Source organism: Microbispora sp. CA-102843, from assembly GCF_050936215.1.
Lineage (GTDB): Bacteria > Actinomycetota > Actinomycetes > Streptosporangiales > Streptosporangiaceae > Microbispora.
Map to the genome: position 1 here is coordinate 4,548,952 of NZ_JBNJNF010000001.1, position 20,216 is coordinate 4,569,167.

Sequence of the window (20,216 nt, forward strand, 5' to 3'; positions counted from 1 at the left end):
CCTTGACTGAGAGCATGCCCGGCTGGATGTCAGACATTCCCTAGCGGCACTTGCCCCGCAGCCAGGCGCGGTATTCCTTGGGGTAGTTGGTCATGACGCTGCTCGGGGACTGGTTGAGCACGGCCTGCCACTGGGACACGTTGCCCTTCCACGAGGGAACCGGCTCGGTCCAGTGGACGCTGTCGGTCCACCGGCCGGCGGATCCCTTCAGCAGGGCGGGGTGACGCTTGGCCAGCTCGCTCTGGATCCAGGGGTCGTTGGAGTAGACCATGATCCGCTGCTTTCCCTGGCGTTCCCTGATCGGGTCGGAGATCTCCTTCCATCCCTGCGCCGCGAACTTGGGATTCGCGAGGACGGGCTTGGTCTCGGGCTTGATCTCCAGGAGCGCGACCAGTCCCAGGGAGCGCGCGTGGTCCAGCCACTGCCGCAGCGAGTAGACGCGCTCGCCCTGGTACGGGCCCCGGATGATGCGACGGCCGGCCAGGTTCCCCTCGCCGTACGTCCACCAGATGTCGGTGAGCTTCTGCTGCTTGCCGGTCAGGCCGTGGGTGGTGCTGTTGTGCCACAGCACGGCCTTGGTCCCCTCCTTGGTGACCTGTACGTCGGCCTCGACGCCGTCGGCTCCCCAGGACTTCTGGGCGTCGAGCCCCCGCACGTTGTTGGGCTGGCGCATCTGGTCCTTCGCCCAGCCGTTCGCGCCCTCGGGGTAACCCCCGTGCCCGAACATCAGCGGGCAGCGCGGCAGCGCGCTCACTCCGGACGCCGCCACGGGTGCGGCGCCCACCGTGGCACCGGCGGCGAGGACGGCCGCCGCCGCAAACAGAGCAGTCGTGATCCTCATCGTCCAACCCCCCGAGATCGTCTGCATCGTCAGCGGGGCATGGTATTGCCAAGGTCACCGGGAGATCAAGAAACGGCCGGGCGGCCGTCATCGGAGCGATCCGAGCGTGAGACCTCCCCTCCAGTAGCGCTGCAGCATCAGGAAGGTGACGATCAACGGCAGGATCGACACCAGCGAGCCGATGATGATGAGGTTGAAGAGCACCTGGTTGCCGCTCTGGATGGTGGCCGCCTGGAGCCACGACTGGAGCCCCACCGTCAGCGGGTAGAGCTTGTCGTCGCTCAGCATGACCAGCGGCAGGAAGAAGTTGTTCCAGGTCGCGACCGTGGAGAACAGCAGCACGGTGACCAGCGCCGGCCTGATGACGGGCAGTGCGATCCTGGTGAACGTCCTGATCTCGCCCGCGCCGTCGATCCTGGCTGCCTCGAGCAGCTCGGCCGGCAGGGACTGCTGTACGTACACCCGCACGAGGTAGACGCCGAAGGGGTTGAGCAGCGAGGGCAGGATGACTGCCCAGATCGTGTCGGTGAGCTGGGCCTTGCTGAGCAGCAGGTACGTCGGGATGACCAGGGCCGTCGACGGGACCATGATCATGCCGAGCAGGGCCGAGAAGAGCAGGCGGCGGCCGGGGAAGGAGAAGACGGCGAACGCGTACCCGGCCAGCGTGGCGATGGCGGTGGCGCCGACGCCGCCCGCGGCCGAGTACAGCACCGAGTTGCCCATCCAGTGCAGGTACGCGTGGTCCTGCCGGCCGAACAGCCCGCCCAGGTTGTCGACCACCGAGCCGGGTGAGGAGAACCAGAACGCCGCCGAGCCGAACAGCGCCTCGGTGCTCTTGGTGGAGGACACCAGGAGCCACCAGAACGGGATGAAGAAGTAGACGATCAGGGCGACCATGAACAGGCGGATCCCGGCCCTGCTCACATCGGACCTCCCTTCCTGCGGGTGAGGAAGAGGAACACGTAGGAGCCGACGAAGACCACGGCGCCCAGCGCGAAGGAGATCGCGGCGGAGTACTCGAACTCCGAGTACTGGAACGCCATGTTGTAGGCGTACAGGTTGGGCGTGAACCCCGAGGAGATCGCCTTGGACGCGATGGGCCGCAGCGTCTGGACCTCGGTGAAGAACTGGAGCGTGCCGATGATGGCGAAGACGGTGGTGAGCACCAGCGCCGAGCCGATCATCGGCACCTTGACCCGCCAGGCGACCCGCCACTGGCCCGCCCCGTCGACGGCCGCGGCCTCGTACACCTCTCTCGGCAGCCCCTGCAGCGCGGCGTACAGGACGATCATGTTGTAGCCGGTCCACTGCCAGGTGACGATGTTGCCCAGGGCGAGCATGATCCAGTTGTCGGTGAACAGGTCGACCCCCCGGACCACCCCGAAGCCGGGACTGTAGAGGAACCCCCACATCAGCGTCCCGATCACCGCGGGCACGGCGTACGGCATGAACAGCGTGAGCCGGAAGGCGCGGGCGAGGCGGCTGGCCACCACGTCCAGGACCAGCGCGCCGGCCAGCGCCAGGCCGAGCATGACGGGGATCTGCACCAGGCCGAACAACGCGACGCGGCGCACGCCGGTGAGGAACTCGGGATCGGTGAACGCCCTGACGTAGTTCTCCAGGCCGCTGAAGTACTCGCCCTGCACGAGCGTGGTGCGGTGCAGGCTGAGCCACAGGGAGTACGCGAGCGGCACCACCAGGAAGGTGACCATGACGACGGCGAAGGGGGCGACGAACAGCAGGCCCACGAGACGCCGCCGGGGTGGGGCGATCACTGCTGCGCCGAGGGGGCGACCGTGAACCCCTGCTGCTGCGCGTACGTGGTCACCTTGGCGTGGAGCTGGTCGAGCGCCCCGCTCCAGGAGACCGTCCCCTTGACCGCCGCGCCGACCTGCTCGGTGAGCGTGTTGTACGCGTAGTCCTGGAACGGGCTCCAGTCGAACCGGCCGAGCGCGTCGGAGGTCGGCACGAAGATCTCGTTGACCTTCTGGCCACCGAAGAACTCGTACTCCTTGTTGAGGAAGTAGTCCCAGTGGAGGATCGGGTTCACGGTCGGGAACAGGAAGGCCTTGTCGATGCCGATCTTCCAGGCCTCCTTGTCGGTGCCGAAGAGCTCCATGGCGACCTTGGCGGCCTCCTTGGGATGCTTGGTCTGGTCGGTGACCGCGAAGGTGGATCCGCCCCAGTCGCCGTGGTCGTTCGCCCCGGCGGTCCACTGCGGCAGGGGAGCGGCGCGCCACTTGCCCGCGGTCTGCTTCGCGATGCCGGACAGGTAGCCGGGACCCCATCCGGCGGCCAGGTAGGTGGCGTACTTGCCGGATCCGAGCCCGTTGTAGAAGTCGGTGCCGCCGGTGGAGGTGGGGTCGGCCAGCTTGTCGCGGACCATGCCGCCCCAGTACTCCATCACCTTCTTCGCGTTCGGGTCATTGAGGGTGACGCCGACGTTGGGGAGTTTGGAGTAGGAGTACGTGTACGGGCGCGAGCCGGCCTGCCAGAACAGGCCCTGCAGCCAGCCCGCGGCGTCGGGGCTGATGCCGAAGGCGCTGATGAACCTGTCCGGCGCCGCCTGCTTGAGCTTCTCCGCGACCTGCCGGTACTCGTCCCAGGTCTTGGGGATCGGCAGCTTGTACTTGTCGAAGACGTCCTTGCGGTAGAGCATGGCCATCGGGCCGCCGTCCACCGGGATCGCGTAGACCTTGTCCCCGTCGCTGACCTGCTTCCACGCCCACTCGGCGTAGTCGCCCTTCACGGAGCCGGCGCCGTACGGGCCGATGTCGAGCAGATGCTTGGTCAGCATGATGGTCGGGAGTTCCTGGAACTCCAGCATTACGACGTCGGGGGCCCCGGAGCCCGCCTTGAGCGCCGTCTTGAGCTTGGTGTACTCGTCCTGGCCGATGCCGGCCTGGACCCAGTCGACCTGCACGTCCTTGTGGGTGGCGTTGAAGTGGGCCACCACGTCCTTGAACTCCGGATACCAGGCCCACACCTTGACGTGCACCGGCCCGGCCGCCGGGTTCTGCGTGTTCTTTCCGTCTTCTCCGCCACCGCCACCGCCCCCGCCACCGCCACCGCCGCCGCACGCCGCCGCCAGCAGGCCGGCCAGCAGCAGGGCGCCTCCGCGTAATCTCATGCGTGCTTTCCTCCGGCTGTCATCCCCCGAGGTCAGGACACTGGTTGTTGCGGACAGTTGTCAGAACTGTTAGCGATCACAGCGTGGCTGTCAATAGTTGTGAGTCCAGAGTTTCTCGCCCCTGGATGCGACCTGGGCAAATGGATGGAGACCTTGACCTGGGGCGATGCGAACGCTAACAATCGGCCCGCGAGCCCCCTGCCCGGTGAAGGAGATGCCCTCGTGCTCCAGGCACAGCTGACCATAGATCCCGCCAACCGGGTGGCTCCCGTACGGCGCCGCACGTTCGGCACGTTCGTCGAGCACCTCGGCCGCTGCGTCTACACCGGCGTCTACGAGCCGGGCCACCCCACGGCCGGCGAGGAGGGGTTCCGCGGCGATGTGCTCGCGCTCACCCGCGAGCTCGGCGTGACCACCGTGCGCTACCCCGGCGGCAACTTCGTCTCCGGCTACCGCTGGGAGGACGGCGTCGGCCCGCGCAAGCGGCGGCCCCGGCGGCTCGACCTCGCCTGGCATAGCACCGAGACCAACGAGATCGGGATCGACGAGTTCGTCCGGTGGACCCGCCTGGCCGGCCTGGAGCCGATGATGGCGGTCAACCTCGGCACGCGCGGCGTCCAGGAGGCCGTCGACCTGCTCGAATACTGCAACATCCCGTCCGGCACCGCGCTGTCGGACCTGCGGGTCGCCAACGGGGCCAAGGAGCCGCACGACATCCGTATGTGGTGCCTGGGCAACGAGATGGACGGCCCCTGGCAGATCGGGCACAAGACCGCCCGCGAGTACGGCAGGCTCGCCGCCGAGACCGCCCGGGCCATGCGCATGGTCGACCCCGGTCTCGAACTGGTGGCCTGCGGCAGCTCCGGCTCCTCCATGCCGACCTTCGGCGCGTGGGAGGCGACCGTGCTCGAGGAGACCTACGACCTCGTCGACCACATCTCCTGCCACGCCTACTACGAGGAGAAGGACGGCGACCTCGGCGGTTTCCTGGCCTGCGCCACCGACATGGAGCACTTCATCTCCACGGTCGTCTCCACGGCCGACCAGGTGGGGGCCAGGCTCGGCTCCCGCAAGAAGATCTCCGTCTCCTTCGACGAGTGGAACGTCTGGTACATGAGCCGCGTCCAGGCGGCGGCGCCTCGGCAGGACTGGCCGGTCGCGCCGCCGCTTTTGGAGGACCACTACCACCTCGCCGACGCCGTGGCGTTCGGCAGCCTGCTCATCACGCTGCTGCGGCACAGCGACCGGGTTGCGGCGGCCTGCCTGGCCCAGCTCGTGAACGTGATCGCGCCCATCATGACCGAGCCGGGCGGCCGGGCCTGGCGGCAGACGACCTTCCACCCGTTCGCGCAGGCGGCGCGGTACGCCAGGGGCGACGTCGTACGGGTCGAGCCCGTCTGCCCGTCGTACGAGACAGCTGAGTTCGCCGAGGTGCCGGTGCTCCACGCGGTCGCCACCCACGACGAGACGGACACGACGCTGTTCGTGGTGAACAGGTCGGCGCGCGAACCCGTGGAGCTGGAGCTTGACATGCGGGCGCTCGGTGCGGTTGGAGGCGCCGTGGGGATCGCCGAGGCGACCACGCTCACGCACGAGGACGTCTACGCCCGCAACACCGCCGACGACCCCGCGCGGGTGGCGCCCCGCCCCAACACGAGCCACCGGAGCGATCCACTCCGGATCGTGCTGCCGCCGGTCTCCTGGAACGTGATCACGCTGTCGAGGCACTGACCGCCGCGCCGCCACGCCGCGCGTTCACCTGCCGCTCCACGTGGGGGCGTCGTCCTCCTTCCACCGCAGTTCGTCCACGACGTCGACGACTCCGCTGACCCGGCGCGTCATCCGTACGGCGATCCGCGCGGCGCTGTGCCGGTCCAGCTGGCCGGTGAGTGTCACCACGCCCTGATGGACGTGGACGCACACCTTGGAGGTGTCGGCCCACAGGCTCCGGCCGAGGATCTCCACGCGCACCTCGCGCTCGATCTCGCCGTCGGCGCGTACGAACGTCTTGAGCAGGTCGTGGCGGCTGACGACCCCCCGCAGCCGGCCCTCGACGTCCACGACGGGCAGCCGCTTGACCCCGTGCTCGTCCATCAGGCGGGCCGCGGCGACCGTGGTCGTGCCGGCGGTGACGGTGACGGCGGGGGAGGTCATCAGGTCGGCGGCCGTCTCACCGGCCGCCTTGGTGCGCGCCCCGCCCTCCAGGCCGAGGCGGGCGCGCAGCCGCGCGCGCAGCGGCGGCCGGTAGCCCTCGCGGTAGTACTGCTCCCTGAACTCCTCCTTGTGCAGCAGGTCGGCCTCGGACACGACGCCGAGCACGCGGCCGTCGCCGTCCACGACGGGAACGGCGCCCACGGCGCGGGCGATCAGCATTTCGGCGATGTCCCTGAACGGCGTGCCGGCGTGGACGGACGCGACGTCCGTGGTCATGATGTCCTGCACCTTCATGTGCATGGCGGCCTCCCTTCCGGTCGCGGGGGCCCGCTTCTCTGTCGGGGGAGCGGCCCGAGACTTCCATCCCATCCCCGGGCCGGGCCCGTCGGCAGGGCCGAAGGTCCCGCCGCCGATCCGTCCTCCCACGCCGGGCCCGGGCGCGCCGGGCGGCCGGAAGTCCCGGTGCTAAAGGACTTTGGTCTGCTGCGCCGTGGGCAGCGGACACGGTGCGATGGTGGCCCGGGAGCACCAACCCCCGCGCGTCCGCGAACCGCTTGGCACAGGAGGAGAAGTACATGGCCGGACAGATCGTCGTCGCCGTCGACGGATCGAAGCCAGCGACGGCGGCGCTGGAGTGGGCGGCGGACGACGCGCGGCGCCGGGGAGCCGCCCTGAGGATCGTCCACGTGCGTGAGCCGTGGGCGCACGAGTACCCGTTCCACGCCGTCGAGGGCTTCGCCCAGTCCTACAGCGAGTTCTGCGAGGGCGTGCTCGCGGCGGCAGCCGCCCGCGCCCGCGAGATCGCCCCCGGCCTGGAGGTGACCACGGAGCTCGCCGAGGGGACGGTCGTCGAGACCCTGCGCGCCGGGTCGGCCGGCGCCGACGCCCTCGTGGTCGGCAGCCGGGGGATGGGCGGTTTCTCCGGCCTGGTCCTCGGGTCCGTCGGCCTCGGCCTGGCCGGTCACGCGGAGGTCCCGGTCGTGGTGGTGCGCAAACCGCACCGGGACGAGTACCACGAGGTCGTCGTCGGCTTCGACGGGTCACCCCATTCGGAGGCGGCCCTGGAGTTCGCCTTCGAGGAGGCCCGGGCGCGGCGCGGGCGGGTGCACGTGGTGTACGCCTGGGAGATGCCGATGTTCTCGTCCTTCGCGGTCGGCTACGGAACGGCGCTCGAGGAGATATTCGACAACGAGTGCCGGGCGGCGCGGCTGCGGCTCGCGCAGTGGCGCGACAAGCATCCGGACGTCCCGCTCGTCGAGTCGGCGGTCTGCGGCCACCCGGTCCCGGCGCTGGCCGACGCCTCGCTCGTCGCCGACCTCGTGGTCGTCGGGTCCCGGGGACTGGGCGGCGTGCGCGGCGCGCTGATCGGCTCGGTCAGCCATGCCGTGCTACACCGCGCTCACTGCCCCGTCGCGGTCGTACGGCCAGGCGGGGGCGAGCGCTGAGGGTCCGCATGTGACCGCGAAGTCAAGGGCGCCCCCGGTTCAGCGTGGCGACCGTCTCGATTGCATAACCCATTCCTGCATTTATCGGGCAAAACAGTGTCGAATCTACAACGTAAAGGCGTCTGGAGTTGCGGGCTTTGCCTGTAACTCCAGCTAATCGTCTCCGGTAGTTGCTCCAGCTAGTCAGGCGATGGAAGGATTGGTACAGGCATTCGAATTGATTGATGGAGGTGTGATGGATCTGTTCAACTTGGATCCTGGCCACCATCAGCATTCGAATGTTGCTGATGACTGCTGGTGGGATCGGTTGATCGCCGATTCGCCGTTGTGGTCGTCGGAGGGCTCGCTCGCTCGTGACGATTGCCCTGATGGATTCGCAAACGGCATGGTGGCAAGCGACGCGGCCCGGGACGACGCAGCCGACGGCACCACCGGCGGCAAGGCCGCCGGCGACCAGGCCAGAAGTGGTGGTGTCGGCAGTGCCGGTTCCGATCGCGTCCGCGCCGCCGGTGCCGGGAATGCCGGTGGTGGTGCCGGTCGGGACAGAGGCCGCTCGTCGTGGGTGTTGGTGGGTTCTGTTCGTGAGTCGGCGCAGGCGTTGGCGCTGACGCCGCTTCCTGATGATGTGGACGTCTGCCTGGCCGAGGCTGAGGACCTGATGTTCGCGCGGGATCGGATCACGTGCGCGTTGGCGGACCGGGTGGGGCGGGTGCATCGTGCGGGGCAGGCCAGGCAGCATGGGCATGCCTCGACCCGCAGTTGGTTGCGTACCGCCGGGGGGATGAGCGTGCCCGGTGCGGGCCGTCTGCTGACCTTGGCTGTGGAGTTGGCGCGCCTGCCGCGGGTGCGGGAGAGGTTCGCCGCCGGTGGCTTGGCGGCGGGGGTGGTGGAGGCGATCTGTACCGCCACCGCGCAGTTGAGCGACGAGCAGGCCGGGCTGGCTGAGCCGATTTTGCTGGAGCTGGCGGGTAAGGCGGGGGCGGCGGAGGTGGCCAAGGCCGGCCGCTACCTCCGCGCGGTGCTGAACCCTGATGGGGAGGACCGTGATGAGCAGGCCGATTACGCGCGGCGTTTCCTGCGGGTCCGCCCGACCGGGGGCGGTGGGCTGGAAGGGGAGTTCTATCTGCCGCGTGAGGCCGCCGCCCGGTTGCGCACGTTGTTGGACGCCTATGCCAAGCCGAAGGCTGAGGGGGATGACCGGCCGCTGCGGGTGCGTAACGCGGATGCGTTCATTGCGTTCCTGGAGGAGAAGATCGCCACTGAGCTCCTGGTGTTGGTCAACGCCGAGTCCCTCCCTGCCGACCCCGTCACCGACCAGCCTGCCGACGCGAACGGCACCAAGGACACCGGCGCCCCCAGCGACGCCAGAAGCGCCGACGACCCCGGCGCGATGGGCGACACCGGAAGCGCCGAAGACACCGACCCCGGCGACGCCGACAACACCAGCGCCCCCGGCGAGATGGGCGCCACTGGCGACGCCTCGGCCGACACCGAGGTAGATGCCGGTTCAGATGCAGCCGCGGACGCTGCCGAGAGCGCCGACCGTGCCAGCACCGGCCCCCGCGCCGAGGAGCCTCGCGACCCCGAAGCCGGTGAGCACGGGGCTCGCGAGCAGCGGGCCAGCGAGCATGGGACCCGTCAGCGCGGGGCCTGTGAGCGTGAGCGGCGCGACACCGCGAGCAGCGTCTCTGCCGAGGGCGGCGACACCGTGCCCGCAGAGGGCGAGGACTGCGACCGCGCCTCGGCCAGCACTGGAGCAACGCCCGCCGGGCACGCTTCAGCATGGCTGGCGCGCGGCGGCAGCGGGCATCCGCACACAGCACAAGCACACACAGCGCATACGCACGCAGCGCAGCCGGATCCTCCTCCCGAGGGCCCACCTGGACATCACGCCCACGCCGGGCATCAGCCTGCGGGGGACTGCCGGCATGGGCAGGGCACGTGCGAGGACCACGGCGAGGTGAGCTGTGGGCAGCGCCGCCATGAGCCGGACCGCCATGAGCCGGACCGCGATGAGCAGGGCGGTGATGAGCAGGGCGGCGATGAGCAGGGCCGGGCTCAGCAGGACGCGGCGGATGGCCAGGGCGCGTGCGGGTGCGGCGGTAGAGCGCGGTGCTCGTGCGGAGCGCCGGGGACACCGGGAACAGCGCCAGGGACGATGCCAGGAGCGCTGCCCGGGGCGGCGCCGGGGTTGTTGCTGGCGACCGGGCAGATGCTGCCGGTCTCCGGCGTGCACCGACTGGCCCGCACCTCCACCCTGGTGCGCCTGGTGATGGACGCCGACGGGCAGGTGCTCGACATGGGCCGCAAGGTCCGCCTGGCCACCCCCGCCCAACGACGGGCCGTCTTCGCCCGCTACGCCACCTGCTGGATCGACGGCTGCCCACTCACCGCCACCAAGTGCCAGATCGACCACGCCGACAACTGGAGCACCGGCGGCCTGACCGACCTGAAGCTACTCGGACCCGCCTGCCAGTTCCACAACCGCGACCGCTACCGCCACCCCGACCGCTACACCCGCCACAAGACCGGCACCGACCGCTGGGCCTTCACCTACCACAACCCCATCAGAGCCCGGGGGTTGAAATCTACGATGTAAAGGAGCTCGCAGGGTTTGTCATCGCTCGACCGCATCCAGCACGGGCTTGATGTCGAGCACAGGAGTGCCATCGATGGCCTCAATTGGATGTACGCGCAGGCCCCGCACCGGGTCGGCCTCCAGGACCGTGACCCGGTGCAGGCCGATCGGGTTGGGACGGTCCGGGGAGCGGGTGGCGAATACGCCGGTCAACGGGTTGCTCATCTCCCCCCGCGGGTGCACCCGCAGGGTTTCGCGGTCGGCCTCGTGGAACCAGGTGAGGACCAGCACCTCGTCGCCCGCGGTCATCCCGTCGAGCGCCTCCGCGACGGCCGTCTCGATCTCCAGCCACGCGTCCGGCGCCCCCTCGCGCCCCTGCCGCGGAGCCTCGGTGCGATCGGTCAGGATGGACCGCACGACGCCGACGGGCCGCACAGTGAACGTCGCCTGCTCACTCATGATCCTTCTCCTTCCGGGCGATTGGATCACCACGATGTCATCCGGCGCCGACATCTATGGCCCGTTCTGCGGGAATGCCCACGAAATGGACGTCGAGGCGGGCACGTACGAGTTGGGGCCGAGGTCGGGCCGGCTCCTGGTCCTCACCGGCCGCACCGGGCTGGGCGCCAAGGCCGGGCACGATCTGACGATCGAGGTCACCCGGTGGCGGGGCGAGGCGGTGGTGACGCCGGACGACCCCGCGGGCTGCCGGGTGACGGTGGAGGCCGAGGTGGCCTCGATGCGGGTCCGGGAGGGCACGGGCGGGGTCAAGCCGCTCACCGACTCCGACCGCGTCGAGATCGAGAAGAACATGCGCGACAAGGTCCTCAAGGCGGATCAGCACCCGCTGGTCACGTTCCGGTCGACCCGGGTCGAGGGCGACCCCGAGGCGTTCCGCGTCGAGGGCGACCTGACGATCGCGGACGTCACCCGGCCGGTCACGGTGGACGGCGCGCTCGCGGACGGGCGGGCGCGCGGACGGGCGACCGTCGTGCAGTCCGAGTGGGGCATCCGTCCCTACTCCGCGTTCTTCGGTGCGCTCAAGCTGCGTGACGAGGTCGAGGTCATCTTCGACGTACGGGTGGGGGAGGGGCGGGGCTGACATGTGCGTCGCGTCGGGCACCATGGATGCGTGACTGTGGTGCGCGACGCGGGGACCGCCGAGCGGTGGGGCATGCTGGCCGATCTCGTGGCCGACGGCGAGGTGGTGATCCTCAGCGGGGCCGGCCTGTCGACCGAGTCCGGGATCCCGGACTACCGCGGGGAGACCGGCCGCAGGCGCAAAGCAGAGCCGATGACCTACCACACCTTCGTGAGCAGCGTCGCCGCCCGCAGGCGCTACTGGGCGCGCAGCCACCTGGGGTGGCGTCACATCGTGGACGCCGCGCCCAACGCCGGGCACCGCGCGGTCGCCGAACTGCAGCGTCGCGGCCTGGTGGCCGGGATCATCACCCAGAACGTGGACGGCCTGCACCAGGGGGCGGGCGCGCACGGGGTCGTCGAACTGCACGGCAGCCTGCACCGGGTGCGCTGCCTGGCCTGTGGCCTCCGCACCTCGCGGCACGCGCTCGACCGGCGGCTGCGCACGGCCAACCCCGGCTGGCAGGCCCGCTCGGTGATGATCAACCCGGACGGCGACGCCGTCCTGGCCGCCGACGAGATCGAGACGTTCCGCACGGTGGACTGCGAGGGCTGCGGCGGCGTGCTCAAGCCCGACGTGGTGTTCTTCGGCGAGAACGTGCCGCCGTCACGGGTCGAGGAGTGCTACGCGCTGACCGAGCGGGCCGGGCTGTTGCTCGTCCTGGGATCCTCGTTGACCGTCATGTCTGGATACCGGTTCGTCCGGCGCGCCGCCGCCCACGCGATCCCCGTCGCGATCATCAACCAGGGGCCGACCCGGGGCGACGGTGAGGCGCTGATGACCTTCGACGCCCCGCTCGGCCCGGCCCTCACCACTCTCCTGGAGGCCCTCCGCTGTTAGCCGAGGAACCTCGGGCACATGAGATCGAGGGGAGTCAGGCTGTTCCGGCCGGATGCAGTCGCGCCTCGGTGCGAACACCCTGGCGCAGGGAACGCTCGGTGAGGCCGCCGAACAGCAGTCCGATTGCGGCCCACAGGACGAACTGGACGCCGAACGACGACACCCTGAACCACCAGAGGGTGTCGGCGGGGAAGTCGCCGGGGATCTCGTTGATCTGGGGCAGCAAGGCGTACGAGACGCCTACGAGGACGGCGTAGACGACGATGCCCGCGAGGGTCGCGTTCCAGCCGCCCAACCGGGGCGACAGGGCGCGGGCCGCGTACGTCGCGACCGCGGCGGCCAGCAGCGCGATCAGGATCATCGTGAAGTACAGCGTGGTCCGGCGACCGATGGTGTCGGGGTTGCCGACGGCCGGGGGATTGGGCGGGTACTTCAGGATGGGGGTCACGTACACGATGACGAACCCGGCGGCCGCGACGACGAGGGCCGTGGCGCGGGCGCCGAGGGCGCCGAGGCGGCCGTGGGCGAAGGCGTACGCGATGGAGAAGAAGCCGCCGAGTGCGGCGCCGTAGATGAGCAGGGCGGTCAAGAGGCCGATGGTCTCCTGGACGGTCCGGCTGACGAGTTCGGGCTCGGCTGCCTCCCCGGCCGCGGCGGCCTTGGCCTCCTCGAGGGAGATGGCAGCGGCGACCTGGGGTTCGCCGGCGAACCAGGCCACGACGTACGCGAGCAGCGCGGCCACGAGGCCGACGAGCATGCCGCGCACCAGCAGGGAGCGCATGGTGGGCATCGGGCGGGCCTCAGTGGCAGGGGAAGCCGAGGAGGTGGCGGCCGTCGTGCACGAACTCGTGCACGGTGTGCCCGCTGATGAGGTGGGTGGCGCCCTGCTCAGCGCCGACGAAGTAGACCAGGATGAGCCCGACCACGGCGGCGAAGATCGCCCAAGGAAGGATCTCGCGTACGGGGATGGTGACCGGCAGGGGCCGGGAAACGGGAATGGCCGGCTGAGCCATGTGACTTTCTCCTCACGGGGTCGCTCGCCCCGGTGATGGAGGACAACGGGTCAGTGTCCTGACTCCCGGGTCATCGTGTCACCCGACCTTCCAGCCGTCTCGGCCGTGGTCACAAGCGGGGACACTCCCCGGTCACAGTGGCGGGACCGTCCTGGAATCGCACCAGGTTCCTGCACACCGTCGCCTCTGTCTGCTTTTGTCCTCTAGAGCGTGCACCGTCTGCATAAGTACGTCAAGCCGTGGTCCATACTCGTGACCTATGAAGCGAGTCCTCATCATCGGCATCGGCGCCGGGGACCCAGCCCACCTCACCTTCCAGGCCGCCGCGGCGATCGCGTCGGCGGACGTGTTCTTCCTGCTCGACAAGGGCGCAGAGAAGGACGGTCTGGTGCGGCTGCGGCGCGAGCTGGTCGCGGCCCACGCGCGGGAGCCGTACCGGATGGTGGAGGCACGCGACCCGGAACGTGACCGGACGAGCGGCGCCTACGTGGAGGCGGTGGCCGACTGGCGGGCCCGCCGGGCCGACGTCTACGCGCGGCTCATCGCCGACGAGGTGCCCGAGGACGGCATCGGCGCGTTCCTCGTCTGGGGCGACCCCGCCCTGTACGACAGCACGATCGCCATCGTCGAGGACGTCCTGGCCAGGGGCGGGGAGCCGTTCGACTATGAGGTGATCCCGGGGATCAGCAGCGTGTCGGCGCTGGCCGCGCGGCACCGTGTCAGCCTGACCAGGGTCGCCAAGCCGCTGCACATCACGACCGGCCGCCGCCTGCCCGCGGACGTCGAGGCCGCCGACGACATCGTGGTGATGCTCGACGCGGGATGCGCGTTCGCCGACCTGCCGGAGGCCGCCGACGCGGACGTCTACTGGGGCGCGTACGTCGGGACCGAGGACGAGATCCTCCTCGCCGGGCCGGTGCGCGAGGTCGCCGGCGAGATCCGGCGGCTCAGGGCGGAGGCGCGCGAGGCGCACGGCTGGGTCATGGACACCTACCTGCTCAGGAAGCCCGCTCGATGAAGCCTGTGTCGGTCGTCGGGATCGGCGCGGACGGCTGGGCCGGTCTCACCGACGCGGCGCGCGCCGAGCTGATCGCGGCGGACGTCGTGGTCGGGTCGGCCAGGCAGCTCGCGCTGCTGCCCGCGTCGGTGGCCCCCGAGCGGGTGCCGTACCCGTCGCCGCTGGTCGCGGGGTTGCCGGGGCTGCTCGACGCGCACGCGCGACGCGCGGTCGTGGTGCTGGCGAGCGGCGATCCCATGTTCTTCGGGGTCGGCGCGACGCTGGCCCGGCTGCTCGGACCCGAGCGGCTGCGCGTGCTGCCGCACGTGTCGTCGGTGACGCTGGCCTGTGCGCGGCTCGGCTGGCCCGCCGAGGGCGTCGAGACCGTCAGCCTGGTCGGGCGTCCGCTCGCCGCGCTGACCGCCGCGCTCGCGCCTGGCCGCCGCGTCCTCGTCCTCAGCGCGGACGCGGGCACGCCCGCGCAGGTCGCCGCCTTGCTGACCGAGCGGGGGTACGGGGCGAGCCACCTCACCGTCCTCGGCGATCTCGGCGCGGCGACCGAGTCGCGCCATGACGGCACGGCCGCCGGTTGGCCGGGCGCCGAGCCGATGCCGGCGCTGAACATCGTGGCAGTGAGCTGTGCCGACGTCCCGGACACCGAGCCACTGGGGTGGGGTTCCGGGCTTCCGGACAACGCGTACGAGTCGGACGGGCAGCTGACCAAGCAGGAGGTGCGCGCGGTCACCCTGGCCAAGCTGGCGCCCCTGCCGGGCGAGCTGCTGTGGGACGTGGGGGCGGGTTCGGGGAGCGTGGCCATCGAGTGGCTGCGCGTCCATTCCTCGTGCCGGGCCATCGCCGTCGAGCGCGACCCCGTACGCGCGGACCGCGTCAGGCGCAACGCGGACGCGCTGGGCGTGCCGCGCCTGCGGGTCGTCACCGGCCCCGCGCCGGGCGCCCTCCACGGGCTGCCGGCCCCGGCGGCCGTCTTCGTGGGCGGCGGCGTGACGGGGGCCGGCGTGGTCGAGACCTGCTGGGACGCCCTCGCCCCGGGCGGAAGGCTGGTCGCGAACGCGGTCACTGTGGAGTCGGAGGCGGTTCTCGCCACGTGGCACGCGCGGCTCGGTGGGGACCTCGTGCGGTTGTCGGTGCAGCGCGCCTCGCCGGTGGGCGGCTTCACCGGGTGGCGTCCCCTGATGCCGGTGACCATTTGGACGGCGCGGAAGGAGCGCGAGTAGTGACGGTTCGATTCATCGGTGCGGGGCCCGGCGCGGCCGACCTCATCACGGTGCGTGGGCTGCGCGCCCTGCAGGCGGCCCCGGTCTGCCTGTACGCGGGGTCGCTCGTGCCACGCGACCTGCTCGCCGACTGCCCGCCCGGCGCGCGGCTCGTCGACACCGCCAACCTCACCCTGAACGAGATCATCGCCGAGATGACGGCGGCGCACGCCGCCGGGCTCGACGTGGCGCGGCTGCACTCGGGCGATCCCTCGCTGTTCAGCGCGGTCGCCGAGCAGATGCGCAGGCTCGACGCGCACGGGGTGCCCTACGAGGTGATCCCCGGAGTTCCGGCCTTCGCGGCCGCCGCCGCGGCGCTGGGGCGGGAGCTGACGGTGCCCGAGGTGAGCCAGACCATCATCCTGACCCGGACGTCGGCGCGCGCCACCCCGATGCCGCCCGGCGAGGACCTCGCGACGCTGTCGGCCAGCCGCGCCACGATGGTGCTGCACCTGGCCGTGCAGCGGATCGGCGCCGTCGTGGCCGAGCTGCTGCCCGCGTACGGGGCGGACTGCCCGGTGGCGGTCGTCGCGCGGGCCAGCCGGGACGACGAGGAGATCATCAGGGGCACCCTGGACGACATCGCCGACCGGGTGGTCGCGGCAGGGATCAAGCGGACCGCCGTCATCGTGGTGGGCCGGGCGCTGTCGGCGCACGAGTTCCCCGACAGCCACCTCTACTCGGCCGAGCGGGACCGGGTGTGCTCGTCCTGATCCTCGGCGGCACCGCGGAGGCGCGGGCACTGGCGGCCGGACTGGTCGCCCTGCCCGGTCTCCGGGTGGTGTCGTCGCTGGCCGGGCGGGTCGCCGACCCCCGGCTGCCGGTGGGCGAGGTCAGATCGGGCGGCTTCGGCGGCTCGGAGGGGCTCACCCGGTGGATCGCCGAGCACGGCCCCCGCGCCGTGGTGGACGCCACGCATCCGTTCGCGCGGACGATGAGCGAGTCGGCGGCGCGCGCGTGTGCGGCGACCGGTGTGCCGCTGCTCGGGCTGCGGCGTCCCGGCTGGTCGGAGGGGCCGGGGGACGCGTGGCTGCGGGTGCCGTCACTGAAGGCCGCGGCGGACGCGCTGCCCGGCCTCGGCAGCCGGGTGTTCCTCACGACGGGCCGCCGCAGCCTGCCGGTCTTCGCGCCGCTGACCGGGCTGTGGTTCCTGGCCAGGTCGGTGGACCCACCGGAGCCGCCGGTGCCCGCGAACGTCCAGGTGATCCTCGATCGGGGGCCGTACACGGTGGCGGGGGAGCGTGCCCTGATCGGCGGGCACCGGCTCGACGTGCTGGTCACCAAGGACAGCGGCGGGGAGCTGACCCGCGCCAAGCTGGTCGCGGCGCGCGAGCTCGGGCTGCCGGTCGTCATGGTGGACCGGCCCTCGGCACCCGGCGGCGTCACCCAGGTGACGGACGTCGCCGACGCCGTCACCTGGGTTCGCGTTCACGCGGGATAGCGGCGCGGGGTGTAGACGGTCGCCCGGTCGGCGTGTTCGACGACGCGGGTGGTGGACGAGCCGATGATCAGCAGGCAGCGCATGTCGACCGCAGCCGGGTCGAGGTCGCCGAGCGTGGTGACCGTGACCGACTCCTGCGCGCCGCCGACGTCGCGGCCGACGACCACGGGCGTGGCCGGGTCGCGGTGTTCGAGCAGCAGGTCACGGGCCGCGGCGACCTGCCAGGTGCGGGTCTTCGACGCCGGGTTGTAGATCGCGAGCACCAGGTCGGCGCGGGCCGCGGCGGAGATCCGGCCCGCGACCACCTCCCACGGCTTGAGCTGGTCCGACAGCGACAGCACGCAGTAGTCGTGGCCGAGCGGCGCGCCGGCCCGGCTCGCCACGGCCTGCGCGGCGGTCAGGCCCGGCACCACCCGCACCGGGACGTCCGCGTAACGCGGGTCGGCGGCGGCCTCCAGCACTGCGCTGGCCATCGCGAACACGCCCGGGTCGCCCGACGACACGACCGCCACCCGCGCCCCTGCGAGGGCGAGGTCGAGCGCGTGACGCGCGCGTTCGGCCTCGACGCGGTTGTCCGTACGGTGCCGGGTCTGGCGCGGGTTGGGCGCGACGCGGTCCACGTAGGGGCCGTAGCCGACGAGGTCGGTGGCCTCGGCGAGCACCTCCTGCGCCTCCGGCGTCAGCCAGGGCCGTCCGGCGGGGCCGAGACCGACGACCGCGACCTCGCCGGGACCGGTGCGTTCCGTGGCCTCCGGTACGAACGTGAGCTGGGCCGGGCTCGGGATCAGCGCGAGCGAGAAGTACGGCACCTGGCCGGGGTCCACGTCCTTGAGCGGGGCGACGCGCTGGGCGTCGGTGGTGGCGCGTTCGACGTACCAGGCCTCGTCGAGACGGCCCGCCTCGGCGAGGGCGTCGCGCACCTTCTCGAACGTGCGGCCCAGCTTGAGCACCGCCGCGGAGTCCGTGCCGCGCAGCTTCTCGGCCAGCACGTCGGCGGGCAGGGTCCCGGGCAGGACCGTCAGCGTCTCGTCGCGTTCGACCAGCGGGCGGCCGAGCACGGCCGACGCGCCCGCGATCGACGTGACGCCGGGGACGACCTCGGCCGGGTAGCGGTGCGCCAGCCGCTTGTGCATGTGCATGTAGGAGCCGTAAAAGAGCGGGTCGCCCTCGCACAGGACGACGACGTCGCGCCCGGCGTCCAGGTGGGCGGCCAGCCGGGCCGCGCAGTCGGCGTAGAAGTCGTCGAGCGCGCCCTGGTAGCCGCCGGGGTGGTCGGTCGTCTCGGTCGTCAGCGGGTACTGGAGCAGCTCCTCCACCTGGCCGTCGCGCATGTGGTGGGCGGCGATCGAGCGCGCGATGCTGCGGCCGTGCCGGGCGGCGTGGTAGGCGATCACGTCGGCCGCGCCGATCAGGCGGGCGGCCTTCACCGTCATCAGTTCGGGGTCGCCGGGGCCGAGGCCGACGCCGTAGAGGGTACCTGTCACGTCACGTCACTCCTGCTCGCTGGCGATGGCGTTGATCGCCGCCGCCGTCATGGCACTGCCGCCCCGGCGGCCGTGGACAACCAGAAACTCCAGGTCGGACGCCGCGAGGGCGCGCTTGGACTCGGCCGCGCCGATGAAGCCGACCGGGACGCCCAGCACGGCGGCGGGCCGTCCCGCGCCCTCCGCGACCAGTTCCAGCAGCCGGAACAGCGCGGTCGGGGCGTTGCCGACGGCCACGAGCGCGCCGTCGAGGCGGTCGAGCCACAGGTCGAGGGCGGCGGCGCTGCGCGTGGTGCCGAGCCGCTCGGCGAGGGCGGGCACACGGGGGTCGCCGAGCGTGCAGATGATCTCGTTGGCGGCCGGCAGACGTTTCCTGGTGACGCCGGAGGCGACCATCTGCGCGTCGCACAGCACGGGCGCGCCCGCCAGCAGCGCGGCGCGCGCCTTCGCGACCACGCCGGGGGAGTAGGCGAGGTCGGCGACCAGGTCGGTCATGCCGCAGGCGTGGATCATGCGGACCGCGACCCTGGCCACGTCGTCGGGCAGGCCCGTCAGGTCGGCCTCGGCCCTGATGGTCGCGAACGACCGCCGGTAGATCTCCGCTCCGTCGCGGACGTAGTCGTGCTCGGGCACGGACACCCCTGTTCGTTCAATGGCTGACGCGGTAGCCGCCGGGCGTGGCGACCACGTCGGTGACCCGCCCGCGCGGCCGCCCGCAGCGGCGCTCGCACCCGGCCCAGTGCACCGGCCCGCCGGGCTGCTCGCGCAGCTCGGGTAGACCGGGCAGGCCGGGCGTGCCGGACTCCGCCCAGCGCAGCGCGTCGGCCTGGACGTCGGCCAGGGCCTTCGCGCAGCCGGGCCGCCCGGTGCAGGCCGACAGTCTGGCGTACGGCGATGCGGTATCGGTCACCAGCCCCGCTCCGGCGAGCGCGGCGGTCACCGGCCCGGCCGCCTCGGGGACCAGATCGGGCAGCATGACGGTACGCCACGGCGTCAGCCGCACCTCGGCGGGGGTCAGGTCGGCGAGCAGGCCCGCCTGCGCGGTGGTGAGCCTGCCGAGCGGCACGATCACGTCGACCGCGACCCGCCCGTCCACCTGCGGAAACACCCCGCCCTTACGCGGATCGGCAGCCGCCGGCGCCACGGGCGCGGAACGGGGAAGGCGCTCGGCGATTCTCGCGGGGCCGTCGGGGAGTTCGGCCACGCGCCAGGCGTCCCCGCGGATCGACTGGAACGTCTCAGCGGCGGCGAGAGCGACGGCGACGGCGGCGTCGGCGGTCACCGAGCTGACCGGTTCGCCCGCGAGCAGGAGCGTCAGGTCGCCGCCGGGGTGGCCGCCGGGGTGGCCGACGGGGTGGCCGACGGAGTGCGCGGCGAGTGTCACGTCCGCGCCGAGCCCGAGGACGTCGCCGGTGCCGTCGTCGAGCGCGAACAGGAACCGGCCGGGCAGGTCGGCCAGCGCCGGACGCTCGCACAGGCCCGCGTCCAGCGCCGCCACCAGCGGCCGGACGTCGAGGACGCCCGTGGCCGACCGGCCGCTGAGGGGCGAGGCGACGATGTTGCGCACGCGTTCGTGGGTCGCCGACGGCAGCAGCCCGGCGGCGGCCATCCGCGCGGCGAACGCGGCCGGGTCCGCCAGCCCGCGCACCTGGACGTTGGCGCGTGACGTCAGCTCGATGACCCCGTTGCCCAGTTCCCCGGCGCAGGCGGCCAGCTCGCGCAGCGCGTCGGTGGTCAGGGCGCCGCCGGGCACGCGGACGCGGGCCAGCGCCCCGTCCGCGGCGGCGTGCACCTGGAGCGCGCCGGGGCAGGCGTCCCGAGCCGCGCGTCCGGAAACGCTACTTATGACCACAAGCAGGATGCTAACGCCAGTTTTTC

Annotated in this window: 20 protein-coding genes and 1 riboswitch; of the genes, 9 read left to right on the top strand and 11 right to left on the bottom strand. The window is 71.8% G+C overall.

Annotated elements, in window-relative coordinates; all coding sequences use genetic code 11:
* Positions 1-40 precede the first annotated feature (40 nt).
* The 4 genes from ACQEVJ_RS21025 to ACQEVJ_RS21040 all read right to left on the bottom strand — a co-directional run bounded on the left by ACQEVJ_RS21025 (position 41) and on the right by ACQEVJ_RS21040 (position 3,971).
* A complete protein-coding gene (locus ACQEVJ_RS21025) occupies positions 41-841 on the bottom strand; it encodes a glycerophosphodiester phosphodiesterase (RefSeq protein ID WP_433103505.1) in 801 nt (266 codons plus the stop codon).
* 87 nt (positions 842-928) lie between these two features.
* Positions 929-1,765: a carbohydrate ABC transporter permease gene (locus ACQEVJ_RS21030; RefSeq protein WP_433103507.1), complete on the bottom strand. Its 837-nt coding sequence runs from the start codon at positions 1,763-1,765 to the stop codon at positions 929-931.
* Positions 1,762-2,616: a carbohydrate ABC transporter permease gene (locus tag ACQEVJ_RS21035; RefSeq protein ID WP_433103509.1), complete on the bottom strand. Its 855-nt coding sequence runs from the start codon at positions 2,614-2,616 to the stop codon at positions 1,762-1,764. The genes ACQEVJ_RS21030 and ACQEVJ_RS21035 overlap by 4 nt, the downstream gene beginning before the upstream one ends.
* The gene (locus ACQEVJ_RS21040; protein WP_433103511.1) at positions 2,613-3,971 is read right to left on the bottom strand and encodes an ABC transporter substrate-binding protein; all 1,359 of its coding nucleotides are present in this window, start codon (positions 3,969-3,971) and stop codon (positions 2,613-2,615) included. The genes ACQEVJ_RS21035 and ACQEVJ_RS21040 overlap by 4 nt, the downstream gene beginning before the upstream one ends.
* 222 nt (positions 3,972-4,193) lie before the next feature.
* Between ACQEVJ_RS21040 and ACQEVJ_RS21045 the strand changes: the two genes are divergently transcribed.
* A complete protein-coding gene (locus tag ACQEVJ_RS21045; RefSeq protein ID WP_433103513.1) occupies positions 4,194-5,702 on the top strand; it encodes an alpha-N-arabinofuranosidase in 1,509 nt (502 codons plus the stop codon).
* A gap of 24 nt (positions 5,703-5,726) precedes the next feature.
* Here ACQEVJ_RS21045 and ACQEVJ_RS21050 read toward each other — a convergent pair whose 3' ends face one another.
* Positions 5,727-6,425, bottom strand: coding sequence for a CBS domain-containing protein (locus ACQEVJ_RS21050; RefSeq protein ID WP_433103515.1), 699 nt, complete (start codon positions 6,423-6,425; stop codon positions 5,727-5,729).
* A gap of 275 nt (positions 6,426-6,700) precedes the next feature.
* Between ACQEVJ_RS21050 and ACQEVJ_RS21055 the strand changes: the two genes are divergently transcribed.
* Positions 6,701-7,570: a universal stress protein gene (locus tag ACQEVJ_RS21055; protein ID WP_433103517.1), complete on the top strand. Its 870-nt coding sequence runs from the start codon at positions 6,701-6,703 to the stop codon at positions 7,568-7,570.
* A 235-nt stretch (positions 7,571-7,805) separates the two neighbouring features.
* Complete coding sequence (locus tag ACQEVJ_RS21060) at positions 7,806-10,169, top strand: DUF222 domain-containing protein (protein WP_433103519.1); 2,364 nt, start codon at positions 7,806-7,808, stop codon at positions 10,167-10,169.
* Between the two features lie 18 nt (positions 10,170-10,187).
* Here the strand turns inward: ACQEVJ_RS21060 and tsaA are convergent, their stop codons facing one another.
* The gene (tsaA, locus tag ACQEVJ_RS21065; RefSeq protein WP_433103521.1) at positions 10,188-10,607 is read right to left on the bottom strand and encodes a tRNA (N6-threonylcarbamoyladenosine(37)-N6)-methyltransferase TrmO; all 420 of its coding nucleotides are present in this window, start codon (positions 10,605-10,607) and stop codon (positions 10,188-10,190) included.
* Between the two features lie 85 nt (positions 10,608-10,692).
* On the opposite strand from tsaA, the gene ACQEVJ_RS21070 reads away from it, so the two are divergent.
* Entirely contained in the window at positions 10,693-11,250 is a 558-nt protein-coding gene (locus ACQEVJ_RS21070; protein ID WP_433103523.1) for a YceI family protein, read from the top strand.
* A 72-nt stretch (positions 11,251-11,322) separates the two neighbouring features.
* Positions 11,323-12,129: an NAD-dependent protein deacetylase gene (locus tag ACQEVJ_RS21075; protein ID WP_433112863.1), complete on the top strand. Its 807-nt coding sequence runs from the start codon at positions 11,323-11,325 to the stop codon at positions 12,127-12,129.
* Between the two features lie 34 nt (positions 12,130-12,163).
* On the opposite strand, the gene ACQEVJ_RS21080 is transcribed toward ACQEVJ_RS21075, so the two are convergent.
* Positions 12,164-12,919, bottom strand: a complete 756-nt coding sequence (locus ACQEVJ_RS21080; RefSeq protein ID WP_433103525.1) for a CbtA family protein — start codon at positions 12,917-12,919, stop codon at positions 12,164-12,166.
* Between the two features lie 10 nt (positions 12,920-12,929).
* Positions 12,930-13,142 carry a CbtB domain-containing protein gene (locus ACQEVJ_RS21085; RefSeq protein ID WP_139572278.1) on the bottom strand — a complete coding sequence of 71 codons (213 nt, stop codon included), beginning with the start codon at positions 13,140-13,142 and terminating at the stop codon, positions 12,930-12,932.
* 31 nt (positions 13,143-13,173) lie between these two features.
* A riboswitch (cobalamin riboswitch) is annotated at positions 13,174-13,354 on the bottom strand.
* Positions 13,355-13,401: 47 nt separating this feature from the next.
* On the opposite strand from ACQEVJ_RS21085, the gene cobF reads away from it, so the two are divergent.
* From cobF to ACQEVJ_RS21105, 4 genes are read left to right on the top strand one after another with little or no spacing between them, the layout of a single operon-like run.
* Positions 13,402-14,160 carry a precorrin-6A synthase (deacetylating) gene (gene cobF / locus ACQEVJ_RS21090; RefSeq protein WP_433103527.1) on the top strand — a complete coding sequence of 253 codons (759 nt, stop codon included), beginning with the start codon at positions 13,402-13,404 and terminating at the stop codon, positions 14,158-14,160.
* A complete protein-coding gene (gene cbiE, locus ACQEVJ_RS21095; protein WP_433103529.1) occupies positions 14,157-15,374 on the top strand; it encodes a precorrin-6y C5,15-methyltransferase (decarboxylating) subunit CbiE in 1,218 nt (405 codons plus the stop codon). Before cobF ends, cbiE begins: the two co-directional genes overlap by 4 nt.
* A complete protein-coding gene (gene cobM, locus ACQEVJ_RS21100; protein ID WP_433103531.1) occupies positions 15,374-16,126 on the top strand; it encodes a precorrin-4 C(11)-methyltransferase in 753 nt (250 codons plus the stop codon). Before cbiE ends, cobM begins: the two co-directional genes overlap by 1 nt.
* Positions 16,114-16,854, top strand: a complete 741-nt coding sequence (locus tag ACQEVJ_RS21105) for a cobalt-precorrin-6A reductase (protein ID WP_433103533.1) — start codon at positions 16,114-16,116, stop codon at positions 16,852-16,854. The genes cobM and ACQEVJ_RS21105 overlap by 13 nt, the downstream gene beginning before the upstream one ends.
* Here the strand turns inward: ACQEVJ_RS21105 and ACQEVJ_RS21110 are convergent.
* Genes ACQEVJ_RS21110 through cobG form a run of 3 tightly spaced genes read right to left on the bottom strand, consistent with a single transcriptional unit; the run spans position 16,842 to position 20,190 of the window.
* Positions 16,842-18,338 (bottom strand): precorrin-2 C(20)-methyltransferase, encoded by a 1,497-nt coding sequence (locus tag ACQEVJ_RS21110; RefSeq protein WP_433103535.1) that lies wholly within the window; start codon positions 18,336-18,338, stop codon positions 16,842-16,844. The two genes, ACQEVJ_RS21105 and ACQEVJ_RS21110, sit on opposite strands and share 13 nt — an antisense overlap.
* Positions 18,339-18,344: 6 nt before the next feature.
* Positions 18,345-18,977 carry a precorrin-8X methylmutase gene (locus tag ACQEVJ_RS21115; protein ID WP_433103537.1) on the bottom strand — a complete coding sequence of 211 codons (633 nt, stop codon included), beginning with the start codon at positions 18,975-18,977 and terminating at the stop codon, positions 18,345-18,347.
* A 10-nt stretch (positions 18,978-18,987) separates the two neighbouring features.
* Entirely contained in the window at positions 18,988-20,190 is a 1,203-nt protein-coding gene (gene cobG, locus ACQEVJ_RS21120; RefSeq protein WP_433103539.1) for a precorrin-3B synthase, read from the bottom strand.
* Between the last annotated feature and the right edge of the window lie 26 nt (positions 20,191-20,216).

Coding starts and splice junctions, on each gene's coding strand:
- ACQEVJ_RS21055 (WP_433103517.1), top strand. CDS start 6,701: ATGGCCGGACAGATCGTCGTCGCCGTCGACGGATCGAAGCCAGCGACG.
- cbiE (WP_433103529.1), top strand. CDS start 14,157: ATGAAGCCTGTGTCGGTCGTCGGGATCGGCGCGGACGGCTGGGCCGGT.
- ACQEVJ_RS21085 (WP_139572278.1), bottom strand. CDS start 13,142: ATGGCTCAGCCGGCCATTCCCGTTTCCCGGCCCCTGCCGGTCACCATC.
- ACQEVJ_RS21025 (WP_433103505.1), bottom strand. CDS start 841: ATGAGGATCACGACTGCTCTGTTTGCGGCGGCGGCCGTCCTCGCCGCC.
- ACQEVJ_RS21040 (WP_433103511.1), bottom strand. CDS start 3,971: ATGAGATTACGCGGAGGCGCCCTGCTGCTGGCCGGCCTGCTGGCGGCG.
- ACQEVJ_RS21060 (WP_433103519.1), top strand. CDS start 7,806: ATGGATCTGTTCAACTTGGATCCTGGCCACCATCAGCATTCGAATGTT.
- ACQEVJ_RS21080 (WP_433103525.1), bottom strand. CDS start 12,919: ATGCCCACCATGCGCTCCCTGCTGGTGCGCGGCATGCTCGTCGGCCTC.
- tsaA (WP_433103521.1), bottom strand. CDS start 10,607: ATGAGTGAGCAGGCGACGTTCACTGTGCGGCCCGTCGGCGTCGTGCGG.
- cobF (WP_433103527.1), top strand. CDS start 13,402: ATGAAGCGAGTCCTCATCATCGGCATCGGCGCCGGGGACCCAGCCCAC.
- ACQEVJ_RS21075 (WP_433112863.1), top strand. CDS start 11,323: ATGCTGGCCGATCTCGTGGCCGACGGCGAGGTGGTGATCCTCAGCGGG.
- ACQEVJ_RS21050 (WP_433103515.1), bottom strand. CDS start 6,425: ATGCACATGAAGGTGCAGGACATCATGACCACGGACGTCGCGTCCGTC.
- ACQEVJ_RS21070 (WP_433103523.1), top strand. CDS start 10,693: ATGGACGTCGAGGCGGGCACGTACGAGTTGGGGCCGAGGTCGGGCCGG.